This is a genomic window from Phascolarctobacterium succinatutens CAG:287, from assembly GCF_000434895.1.
Lineage (GTDB): Bacteria > Bacillota > Negativicutes > Acidaminococcales > Acidaminococcaceae > Phascolarctobacterium_A > Phascolarctobacterium_A succinatutens_A.
In genome coordinates, this window is the sequence record NZ_FR892802.1 from 1 (window position 1) to 12,076 (window position 12,076).

A 12,076-nucleotide genomic window follows, 5' to 3' on the forward strand; every position below is an offset into this window, starting at 1 on the left:
CTGGTGTACTCAGGCTCAAGCGTCTTTTCTGCCTCCAGATAGTTGATATCGGCAATTTCTATCTGCAGAAGCTCCTCCAGCAGGTGCTTGCAGATGCGCTTGCGCGACATAACCTTCTTGAAGATGAAGTCGCTTTGGATTGTCAGGTTTGCAAATTTTGTTGCCAGGTCTTGCATGGTTTCTCTCCTTTCATTTTAACACATGCGAATAAAAAAATACATAAGCAGTTTTTTGATGCTAAAAACAAAAAAGAGTAGTACGCTGACGATTAAAAAATCGTCAGTTTGTACTACTCTTAGAATGTACCAGATAAATGGCCTTGCTTAAGCTTCTGCAGCTAAAGTGGAGCTGCAGGATATACTGCTTATTTTCTTGTCCGTAGGTAAGGTAGCTGGAAGCGTAATGTTACCTGCAGTTTTGTAAGAACATACTTTAAGTTTAATTGAAGCGGAGAGAAAAGTCAAGTGAGGAGAGAAGAGGTTACTGTTCCTTTTTTCCTAAAAGTTTGTTCCTCAAATAGACAATCTTTGACAGTCTCTTATGGTATAATAAATGGTATAGAGATTTTATCAAGATTACTTGAAGCATTAGAGAAGTAAAAGAAGGAGATTGTTATGGCAAAGTTGATTTATGTACCTCTCGGCTGCAGCTTGCGACTGCAGCTGGCAGAGGAGCTTTCGCAGCAGCCGTTGGACGAAGGTGTGCTGGTGCTGCCGAACCGCCTGCTGATGGACGAGGTACGCCGCAATTACCCTAATGTTGGAACCATGGGCATGGACACCTTGGCCAGCAAGCTGATGAATATCAACGGCGGTACCGATTACAAGGAATTGAGCCGTCGCAGTCAGGAGCTGATTGTGCAGGATATTATTGACTACATGATGGAAAACAAGCAGCTTACTGGTATGACTACGCACAAGCAGCTGGAATATTTCGGCTCGCTGGCGCATAAAACAGGCTTTGTGAAGGCCATGACCTCGCTCGTAAGCCAGCTGTCGCGCTGCGGTGCCACTAAGGACGATATCTACGGCCAAATCCAAAAATCCTTTGAGGAGGATGAGCTGAAGGGAAAGGATTTGGGCGTCTGCAATTTTTATCTGCTTTATCGTCAATATCTGGAAAACAATAACTGGTACGACCTGGAGGGCAAGTATCGTTTGGCTATGGAAATGTTGCAGAAGCAGGATTGCAAAATCCCTTGGAAGCATATCTATATCTGCGATTTCTTCAGCCTTGACCAGGTGCAGATAAACTTTTTGCAGGCTTTGGCAAAGCATGTGGATGATCTGGTAATCAGCATGAGCTATGAGGGACGCAGAGTAAGCTCCGACGAAAAGGCGAAGTATGAATCAATTACCAAGTTTATGCGCGCGAGCACGAACACCGTCAACGCGCTCAAAATTCTTGGTGCGACTGTTGCAAGCCTTGCGGCAGAGGAATTGGGACAAGCTCCGGCAGGCGTTGCTATGCGGCAGCTGCGTCACTTGGGGCATGCGCCTGCGCCTGTACCTGCGGAGGGTGTGGAAAGCTACTGCTTTGCCTCCGATGAGCAGGAGATGCGCTGGGTGCTGAAGCGAATCAAGCAACAGCTGGCGCATGAAAAGTGCGCTGCCAATCGCATTGTTGTTGCCGTGCGCGACTTTTCCTTATACAGCGGCTTGCGCCAGCTGGCGGATGAATACGGTGTGCCGGTGAGCCTGCCGCAGACAACTGCGCTGGTGTCGCAGCCGTTGGCTGTTATGCTGCGCCTGCTGCTTACTGCCGCAGGCAGGGGACGTGAGGCGGCAGCGGCCTATCTGGAGCTGCTGAGCTGCGAGCTTTTGCGTCTGTTCTTTGATGTGGATGTGGAAACGGCAAGCAGCCTGCGCACGCAAACGTATTTCAAAACACGTCAGGAGGCTATGCAGAAAGCACACGAGCTGCTGGGCGATGCAACGGAGCTGTGGCAGCAGCTGGATGCTTTTATAGAAAGCACTAAGGCGGAGGCTACCATCAGCGAATATGCCGGGCAGCTGACGCAGCTTGTGCAATCGCTGCCATTGGAGGAACGTTTGGGAAGTTTGCATAAGCAGGGAGTAGCTATTGACTTTATGCTGGCCTGTCTGCGCAGCAAGGATGCTGTGCTGAAGGCTGTGCAGCAGCTTGTGCGTGATTACGAGGTGGCGAAAAACAGTGACTGCAAGCTGACGCTGAGCCAATGGAACAGCCTGCTGCAGGAGGCCTTGGGGCAGGTGCAGCTTACTCTGCGCTTCGGCCGCAGGGACGGCGTACTCTTTACGGAGGTTGGCAACGTACAGGGCCTGAGCTTTGACAGCGTGTATATTATGGGCCTGCGCGAGGGCGAATTCCCGCAGGCTAAAAACGAAAACTGGATTTATAACGATACGGAGCGCAAGCAGCTGGCGGACGCAGGCTATGATTTGCCCACGGTTGGCTCTTCCTTTGATGAGGATGCCTATTTCTTTGCTCAGGCTGTGTGTGCGGCGCAAAAGGAGCTTATCCTCACCTGGCATGAGGATGTGGGCGAAAGCTTGGCCAGCAGCTATCTGGAGGAAATCTGGAAGCTGTTTTTGCAGCCGGGAAGTGAGGAAAAGCGTCTGGACAAGGACTATGTGAAATCGCAGACGCTGCCTGATTTCGGCGTTGCTTCGGCGGAGGAGGCGTACAGCGACAAGCGCTTTGCTGCTGCGGTTTTGCCGAAAATAGCAGAGCTCAGCGGGCAAAAGGCTCCCTCTGCGGAGCAGCAGCTGGCAGCCAAAGCGGATATTCTGCGTAAGGCACAGCAGCCGGAATATAACGGCGATTTGCAAAATTCCCTGTCGACGAAGCTGCTGCGTAAGCAAATCGGCAGCCGTTTCAGTGCGAGCAGGCTGGAGGCTTACGCTGCCTGTCCCTTCCGCTTTTTGGCGGAGAAGGTGTGGCTGGCGCAGGCGGCGGAGGAAGCGGATGATTTGCTGCAGCCGCGTGATGCCGGTGATATTCTGCACCAGACGCTGAAGAATTTTGTCGAGCCTTATCTTGGCAGCAAAATTATCGGCGAAACTATGGCAGACCTGACGGAGGAGCTGGAGGCAGTCTTTGAGGATGTCTGCACCGCTGCGCGCAATGATTGCAGCAGCACCGTTGCTTCCGTAAACGAGGATATCTGGCAGGTAGAAAAGCAGCGCTTATGGCGTATGCTGGTGCGCTGGCTGCGCTTTGAATATGCCGACCAGCAGCGTTGGGGCGGCTTTACGCCGCAGGCCGTGGAATGGGATTTCAGCTCTAAAAACGGCAAGCCCTTGTATTTGACGCTCAGTGACGGCAGTGATGTATCGCTTATCGGCAGAGTTGACAGAATCGACAGCGACGGCGAGCATGCCTTTATCACGGACTATAAAAGCGGTACTCCTCCCACAGGCAGTGCTATGGAGCAGGGGCTCGACCTGCAGCTGCCGGTGTATCTGCTGGCGGTGGCGGAGCTTTCCGAGGAGCAGATGGCAGTCAGCGGCGGCTGCTATTATTCGCTGAAGGAGGGCAAGCGCAAAAGTACCTTTTTGCTGGAAAGCGTGGGCAACAGCGACTTGCCGTATAAAAAGCCGAAGAACGCCGCAGAGCTGACCTGGGATAGCTTTAAGCAGGAAAAGGAGCAGCTGCTGAAGGATTATATAGAAAGAATTTATGCAGGCGATTTTGCATTGGCAGGCTGCAGGCGCTGCGATGTATATTGCCCGTTACACGATATTTGCCGTGTGCAGCTGGTGAGCGGCGACGGCGGACAGGGAGGCGAGAGCGATGAGTAAGAATCCTACACCGGAGCAGGCTTTGGCGATAAATACGATTAAAAGCAATGTTTCGCTGCTCGCCGGTGCCGGCAGCGGTAAAACCTATGTACTGATGAAGCGCTTTGTGCAAATTCTGCGCGCGGATTTGAGCGTTAATCCCACGAATATTGTGGCGATAACCTTTACGCGCAAGGCTGCCGACGAAATCAAGGGACGTGTGCGTCAGGCTGTCAGCGAATGCGTGGAGCAGGCGCAGAATGATTTGGAAAGACTGCGCTGGCAGGAGCATCTGCAGAAGGTGGAGAGCGCGCCGATAAGTACGATTCACAGCCTGTGCAGCCGTATTTTGAGAGATAACCCGGTAGAAACACAGCTTGATCCGGAATTTACGATTTTGGAGGATTTTGAAGCGCAGGATTTTTTTAAAGAAACGCTGCAGCAATATTTACGCAAAAATATCAAGGAAAACGCTGCCCTGCGCAGGTTGGTGCAAACCTACGGCGTTAACAGCTTTGTAAATCAGGTTACGGCGCTGGGGGACAAGCTCTCGGAGCTGGTGCGTGACGATAATCTGGCAGAGCCTTATCTTAAGGCGAAGGAAGAACTGCCGGCCCTGCAGCAAAAGCTGTTTGCTGCTGTGCGCGAGGTAATCGAAGCGCGTGAGGCTTTGGGGGCAAAGACCAAGGGACGCCAGACCTTGACGGAGGCAGCAGGATTACTGGACGAAATGCAAAAGCAGCTGCTGGCGCCGGAGCCGGACTGCTCACTGCTGGATGCGTCTGGCGTTGTTAAGGTTAGCGGCAAGGCGTTGGCAGCGGAGCTGACTAATTTAAAAAATCTGCGTCAGGAGCTGAACAATGTACTTTTGAACGCAAAGGGCTGCGATTTGGTGCAGGATTGGCTTGCCGTGCTGCAGGAGTTTTATGCCTGCCTGAGCGCACGCAAGCAGGAAAATAATGTCCTGTTTAATGATGATTTGGATTTGCTGGCCATCGAGCATTTGCAGAAGAATGAGGCGCTGCGGCAAAAGTATCAGGAGCGCTATAAATATATTATGGTAGATGAGTTTCAGGACACCAATGAGCGCCAGCGTCAGCTGATTTATCTGCTCTGCGGTAACAAGCTGGACGGCAAGAACAATCTTTTTATCGTCGGTGACGTGAAGCAGTCTATTTATCGTTTCCGTCATGCGGATGTCAGCGTCTTTAATAGGGTAAAAGAGGATATCGCGCAGAATGCGGGCAAAAACCTTGGCATGAAAACCAACTTCCGCAGTACGCAAAGCATTGTCGAAAGCTGCAATACCGCCTTTTGTCAGCTGATGGATTTGCCGAAGGAGGAAATCTGCCTAGAGCATCACGAGGGTGCTAACACCGGCGGCGCTAAGGTTTGCCTGCTGCAGGTGCCGTATAAATCCAAGGATGATGACCTGGGCGCTAAAGAGGATAAATGGCAGAAGGAGGCAGAGGCAATCGCCGCCTATCTGCAGCAGGAGCTGCCTAAGGTTGAGCAGCAGCTCAGGCCGGGAGCAAGCAAGGCTATTTTGCTGCGCGCAATGACGCACTGCGAAATTTTGCGGCAGACGCTGCAGGGCTACGGCATAAATTGCGTAGTAGTTAAGGGCAAGGGCTTTTATGAGCAGCAGGAGGTTCTGGATATTCTGAATCTGCTGGCTGCACTGCACAACCGTTACGCAAGCCTGGAGCTGGCAGGTGCTTTGCGCTCCAACTATTTCGGTTTGGATGATGCAACGCTGACGCAGCTCTTTTGGCAGACCGAAAATGATAAACCGCTGTGGGATGTACTGCAGGCTGTCGGCAGCGGTGAGCTGCAGCTGAACCTGCCGCCGGAGCAGCAGGCGCTGGCTATGCAGGCTGCCGAACGCTTACGCAGCCTACGTCAGGCAGCAGCGCTGATGGCACTGCCGGAGCTGTTCGCACAGCTTTGGGACGAGCTGAAGCCGGAATTCGTTCTGTCGCAGCAGGAAAACGGCCCGAGCAAGCTGGCCAACGTCAAAAAGCTGCGCCGCCTGGCACAGCAGTATTGCCAAACGAAGCAGGCTTCGCTGGCGGAATGGCTGCAAAACGTTAAGGATTTGCGTGCAAGCAGCAGCAAGGAGCCTGCCGCTACCGTGCAGGCCGATGATGCCTTGCAGATTATGACGATACATAATTCCAAAGGCTTGGAATTCGATCTGGTTATTTTACCGCAGCTAGATAAGTCAGTGAAGGGCGATACCGCTTCTATCAAGTATTTGCCCGGCAAGGAAGGCGAGCAGGGGCTTTTGGGCATCAAGGTGCCCGATAAGGAAATGCAGCTGCAAAACAGCGGCGTGTACGAGCAGGCGAAGGCGCGCGACAGTGAGCTGGAAGAAGAAGAAAGCAGACGTCTGCTTTATGTTGCTATGACGCGTGCCAAAAAGCAGCTTTTAATGGTCGGTACGGTGGCGGAAGAAAAGCTGCCGGAGGCTGTTATCGGCCTGCCTTCCGCTAAGGGCTGGTGGCAGCAGCTGCAGGCAGTATACGAGGCTGACTGGGAAAAGCAGGAAAGCAGCTGTCCTTGGGTACGCCTTTTGTGTGCCGATGCTTTGAGCCCGGCTGTTGCGCAGCAGGGAGAGCAGCAGCAACTGGTGCTGGAACCGTTGGCCTTGGCACCGCTGCCTGCCTACGCAGCCTGCGGCCGTACCTGCTTTACCGCAAGTGCGCTGCAGACGTATCTGCATTGTCAGCGTCAATATTACTACCAGCAGGTTTTGGCAGTACCTGAGCTGGAGCAGACAGTTTCCGGCGAGCAGGCGCACGAGCTGCCTGCTAGTGTAACCGGCAGTATTGTGCACAAAGCGCTGGAGCTGTATAATGGCTATAATGAGGAGGCTGTTTTTACCATTGCGCTGGATGAATTTGCTCCCGGCGCTGCGGCAACACAGGCCAAGAGTATGTTTGATGCTTATATTGTCAGCGATTTGTATAAAGCATTGCCCAAAAAGCAGAAGCGTGAATTAGAATTTGTACAGCCTCTGCAGCAGGAGCTGGCGGCTGAGGGCGTAATCGATTTGCTGGCTTTTGACGAAGATGATAATATGATTATAGTGGACTATAAAACAGGTACGCCGCCGGAGCCTGACGAGGTGAAGCTGGGCTATGCTTATCAGCTGGCACTGTATAAGGATGCTGCGGAAAAGCTGTACCCCGGCAAAAAAGTTGTGCGCGCTGAGCTGCACTTTCTGCAGAACATGAGCGTCTGGCAGCTGCCGTTGGATAAATCGTACCTGCAGGAGGCAGTAGAGCTGTGCGAGGAAATCAGCGGCAAGGGCGAGGAGAACGATTTCGCCTGCATCTGCAATGACAGCTGTGCTTACTGTCACTATGCATATCTGTGTCCGCAAAAAAATAAAGAATAGGTGATGTAATGGAGATTTTTGCTAAATTGGAAGGCTGGGATTATCTGGCAGCGGCTATGCTGCTGTTTTCCGCCTGGCTGCTGCTAGGCGGTATCGGCCGTCTGCAGAAGAGCGACCCGGAGCGTGTGGATGCGAAAAAGCTGCGCATCCGTGCCTGCGGTGGTTTGGTTGCGGGTGCTTTGTATCTGGCCTGCCGCTATCTGCAGCTGTAATATTGTCGGCAGTTAAACTTGCGCACGGCTTTCATTAAGGTATATAATATGCTTATATCTTAAACTACTACGAGGTGACTGTAATGATAAACAAAACAAGACTGATTGATGGATTTATAGAGCTGGTAAGCGTTCCCTGCCCCAGTAAGGATGAAAAGCAGGAAGCAGAGCTGATTATGGCGAAGCTGCGCGAGCTTGGCCTGGAGCCGGAGATGGATAAGGCGCACGAAAAGACCGGCGGTACCTGCGGTAATGTGTGGGCCTATGTAAAGGGCACCGTGCCAAATGCTCCGAAGCTGCTGTTTGAAGCGCACATGGATTCCGTAGCACCGACAACAGGCACTAAGGTTGTCCGTAAGGACGGGGTATTGTACAGTGACGGTACTACGACCTTGGGCGGAGATGACAAGGTAGGTGTTGCTACCATGCTGGAGGCGGTGCGCGCACTGAAGGAGGATGGCGTAGCTCACGGCGACGTGCAGCTGTGCTTTACCGTCAGCGAGGAAATCGGCTGCCTGGGCGTAGTAAACATGGACCAAAGCTGGATTAAGGCCGATTACGGCTATTGCATGGATATCGGCGGTGCACCGGGCGAAATTACCTACGCTGCACCGAAGCTGTACGATATTTATGTAACCGTTAAGGGCAAGGCTGCCCATGCTGGCATTGCTCCGGAAGAAGGCGTCAATGCGATTATGCTGGCAGCAGATGCTCTGTCTAAGCTGCCTGCTTACGGTCGTCTGGACAGCGAAACTACCTTTAACATCGGCATGTTCAACGCAGGCGTTGGCACCAACATCGTCTGCCCGGAGGCTAAATTCGTCATTGATATGCGCTCTCTGAACGTACCGCGTCTGGAAGCACTGAAGGATTCTACTATCGCTCTGATTAAAGAGGCTGTTGAAGCCGGCGGCGGTCAGGTTGAATTTGATGTAGTGGAAGGCTGTCCTGCTGTGGAGCTGAACAAGGACCACGAATGCATTAAGCTAGCAGCACGCGCTGCGGAAACACTGGGCTTCCCGGTAGAGCTGAAAACAACCGGCGGCTGCAGCGACGGCAACTATCTTTGCGGCTACGGCCTGCCCTGCGGCCTGTTGGCAACCGGCATGAGCAATGTGCATACTACAGCGGAATATCTTAAGGAAGAGGACCTGTACAACACTGCGCGCTGGACCTACGAAATTATTAAAGAGGCAGCGAAGTAAATCATACTGTTCACGTATAGTTTTCTTGACTGGAAGAAAATTTGACGCTATAATAAAAATAACTTCATAATGTAACCTTTGGGGCAGGGTGCAATTCCCGATCGGCGGGGAAAACTTTGGGGCAGGGTGCAATTCCCGATCGGCGGTAAAGTCCGCTAGCGCAGCAGCGCATGAACCGGTGCGATTCCGGTACCGACAGTATAGTCTGGATGAGAAAAGGTGGCAAAACTGTATTTTTTACCGCATAAGGGCTCCTTAGGTCTTTATGCGGTTTTTATATTACTGGAAGGTGATATTTTGGCAAGAATGACAGATGAAGCATATATGCAGCGGGCCCTGGAGCTGGCGCTGCAGGCAGAGGGCAACACCAGTCCCAACCCGATGGTTGGGTGTGTGATTGTGGATGCCGAAGGCAATATTGTGGGTGAGGGCTATCATCATAAGGCCGGCGAACCGCATGCGGAGGTCAATGCCTTGGCGGAGGCTAAGCAGATGGCTCAGGGTGCAACGGCCTATGTAACGCTGGAGCCCTGCGCACATTACGGACGCACCGGTCCCTGCTGTGTAGCCTTGGCACGCGCGGGCATCGGCAAGGTTGTGGTGGCCTGCCTTGATCCTAACCCCAAGGTTGCAGGTCAGGGCTTGGAATATCTGCGCCTGCAGGGTATCGAGGTTGTTACCGGCGTATGCGAAAAAGAAGCACAGCGCCTGAATGAACGCTTCTTTACCTGGATTACGAAGCAGCGTCCGTTTATTACTTTAAAATACGCTATGACACTGGATGGCAAGATTGCCACTGCTACCGGCGACAGCAAATGGATTACCGGCGAGGAAGCACGCACCTATGCACATCGTCTGCGCAAGCAGCATGACGCTGTGCTTGTCGGCATCGGCACAGTGCTGGAGGATGACCCGGAGCTGACCACCCGTCTGGTGCGTGGCAAAAATCCGGTGCGCGTAGTGCTCGACAGCAGCCTGAAGATTTCGCTGATGGCAGCAGTTCTGAATCCGCTGGCGGATACGATTATCTTTACCGGTTTGGATTCCGATATCGTTAAGGCGGAAGCGCTGGCTGCTCTGCCTAACGTAGAGGTGGTACGTCTGCCGTTGGCTGACGGCGTTCTGCCTGTGGCGCAGGTAGTGCAGGCTTTGGCCGAGCGCGGTATTACCAGCCTGTTGGTAGAAGGCGGAAGTGCGATTCACGGTGCCTTCTTCGATGCAGGCCTTGCTGACAGAGTGTGCGCCTTTGTAGCGCCCAAGCTGATTGGCGGCGCTGCCGCTCTGCCACCGGTGGGAGGTGCAGGCAGCAGCCTGGTGGAAACAGGCTGGCAGCTTGATGAGGTCGAGGTTGAAAAATTGGGCAGTGATGTACTGATAACAGGTCTGGTACCGGAGCTGGATAAGCAGGAGCTGCCGAAGGAGGCGGAATAATGTTTACAGGATTAGTAGCCGAGCTTGGCACGGTGCAGAAGCTGGCGCAGCAGGGTGAATCCTATCAACTGACAGTTGCTGCGGTGAAGGTACTGCAGAATTTGAAAATCGGTGACAGCGTTGCCGTCAACGGCACCTGCCTGACGGTAGTAAGCATGGACGATTCCGCCTTTACCGCCGACGTGATGCCGGAAACCGTGCGCCTGACCAATATCGGCAGCCTGCATGCCGGTGACAGGGTGAACCTGGAGCGCACGCTGCGCCTGTGCGATGGTCTTGACGGTCACATCGTCAGCGGACACGTGGAAGGCCTTGGCGTAATTGCCGACCGCAGACCGGAGGGCATTGCGATGGTGGTGACAATCAATACCACGCCGGAGCTTTTGAAATATATCATCAAAAAGGGCAGTATTGCGATTGATGGTATCAGCCTGACGGTAACGCAGGTTACGGAAAGCAGCTTTTCCGTATCGCTGATTCCGCATACCGCCAAGGAAACAACGCTTGGCTTTAAGGATGTGGGCGACAGCGTAAATCTGGAAACGGATATTATCGGCAAATATGTAGAGCAAATGTTAAAATTTAACCCCAAGCAGACTCAGGAGCCTGCTTTAAATAAAAATATGCTGCTGGAAAATGGGTTTATCTGAGCAGCAACAAAGAGGTAGAAAATGGAAAATTTTAAGTATAATACAATTGATGAAGCTATCGCTGCGATTAAAGCAGGTCAGATGGTACTGGTAACCGATGACGAGGACCGCGAAAACGAAGGCGACCTGATTATGGCAGCAGAGCTTTGTACTCCCGAGGCTATTAACTTTATGGCTAAGGAAGCACGCGGACTTATCTGCATGCCGGCAGACAGCGAGGTTATGGACAAGCTGCAGTTCGGTGCTATGGTAACGCACAACACCGACAATCACGAAACAGCCTTCTCTGTTTCTATTGACCATGTTGACACTACCACCGGTATTTCTGCTTACGAGCGCGCATATACCATGAAAAAATGCGCTGAACCCGGTGCACAGCCGAGCGACTTCCGCCGTCCCGGTCACGTTTTCCCGCTGCGCGCACGCAAGGGCGGTGTACTGGTGCGTACCGGTCACACCGAAACCACTGTTGATTTGTGCAAGCTGGCAGGACTGCAGCCTGTAGGCATCTGCTGCGAGATTATGAACGATGACGGCCATATGGCGCGCACTCCGGATTTAATCGAGTTCGCTAAAAAGCATAAGCTCGTTTTCATCACCGTTGCCGAGCTTGTTGCTTATCGCAAGGCACACGAAAAAATGGTGCATCGTGCCGCTGAGGCTGCATTGCCGACTAAATACGGCAATTTCCGTATTATTGCATATGAAAACGATTTGGACAACCTTTGCCATGTTGCTATTGTTAAAGGTGATGTTGCCGGTAAAAAGGATGTGCTCGTGCGCGTGCACAGTGAATGCCTGACAGGTGATGCCTTCGGCAGCCTGCGCTGCGACTGTGGCGACCAGCTGGCCACCGCTCTGAAGATGATTGAAAAGGAAGGCTGCGGCGCTGTTGTTTATATGCGTCAGGAGGGCCGTGGTATTGGTTTGGCTAATAAAATCCGTGCTTACGCACTGCAGGACCAAGGCCTTGATACCGTTGAGGCTAACGTTCGTCTGGGTTTTGCTCCCGACCTGCGTGATTACGGCATGGGCGCACAAATTTTGGCAGATCTCGGACTCACCAGCATCCGCCTGATTACCAATAACCCCGCAAAACGCATCGGCCTCTCCGGTTATGGCATCACCATCACCGACCGCGTGCCCATCATCATGGAGCCTAACGAATACAACGAGCACTATCTCGACGTTAAAGAAGAGAAAATGGGCCACAAGCTGCACGAAGGCTGTGGCTGCAACTGCGGGAAATAATAAAGTTGTGTGTAGGTGTCGCAATTAACATATCCTTACGCTCAGGAAAAATTTGCTAAAATTTTTATTCGCTTCACGATATGTCAATTGCTCACTTACAGCTTTCTTGTAATTTTTTAGAACGCTAGACTTGGCGCTGCGCAGACCGGAACGGACGACGGGC

The 12,076-nt window shown here is 52.5% G+C and carries 7 protein-coding genes and 1 riboswitch; all 7 genes read left to right on the forward strand.

Annotated elements, in window-relative coordinates; translation table 11 throughout:
• Positions 1–614 precede the first annotated feature (614 nt).
• Positions 615–3,782 carry a PD-(D/E)XK nuclease family protein gene (locus BN587_RS07240; RefSeq protein WP_021720468.1) on the forward strand — a complete coding sequence of 1,056 codons (3,168 nt, stop codon included), beginning with the start codon at positions 615–617 and terminating at the stop codon, positions 3,780–3,782.
• Positions 3,775–7,164, forward strand: coding sequence for a UvrD-helicase domain-containing protein (locus BN587_RS07245; RefSeq protein ID WP_021720469.1), 3,390 nt, complete (start codon positions 3,775–3,777; stop codon positions 7,162–7,164). The genes BN587_RS07240 and BN587_RS07245 overlap by 8 nt, the downstream gene beginning before the upstream one ends.
• Before the next feature lie 8 nt (positions 7,165–7,172).
• Positions 7,173–7,376, forward strand: coding sequence for a hypothetical protein (locus tag BN587_RS07250; RefSeq protein WP_021720470.1), 204 nt, complete (start codon positions 7,173–7,175; stop codon positions 7,374–7,376).
• Positions 7,377–7,459: 83 nt separating this feature from the next.
• On the forward strand, positions 7,460–8,581 hold the full coding sequence (locus tag BN587_RS07255) for a M20/M25/M40 family metallo-hydrolase (protein ID WP_021720471.1): 1,122 nt from the start codon (positions 7,460–7,462) through the stop codon (positions 8,579–8,581).
• A gap of 108 nt (positions 8,582–8,689) precedes the next feature.
• A riboswitch (FMN riboswitch) is annotated at positions 8,690–8,806 on the forward strand.
• A gap of 81 nt (positions 8,807–8,887) precedes the next feature.
• Positions 8,888–10,012 (forward strand): bifunctional diaminohydroxyphosphoribosylaminopyrimidine deaminase/5-amino-6-(5-phosphoribosylamino)uracil reductase RibD, encoded by a 1,125-nt coding sequence (gene ribD, locus BN587_RS07260; protein ID WP_044484520.1) that lies wholly within the window; start codon positions 8,888–8,890, stop codon positions 10,010–10,012.
• Positions 10,012–10,662, forward strand: coding sequence for a riboflavin synthase (locus tag BN587_RS07265; RefSeq protein WP_021720473.1), 651 nt, complete (start codon positions 10,012–10,014; stop codon positions 10,660–10,662). The genes ribD and BN587_RS07265 overlap by 1 nt, the downstream gene beginning before the upstream one ends.
• Positions 10,663–10,683: 21 nt before the next feature.
• Complete coding sequence (locus tag BN587_RS07270) at positions 10,684–11,913, forward strand: bifunctional 3,4-dihydroxy-2-butanone-4-phosphate synthase/GTP cyclohydrolase II (RefSeq protein WP_021720474.1); 1,230 nt, start codon at positions 10,684–10,686, stop codon at positions 11,911–11,913.
• Positions 11,914–12,076: the final 163 nt, after the last annotated feature.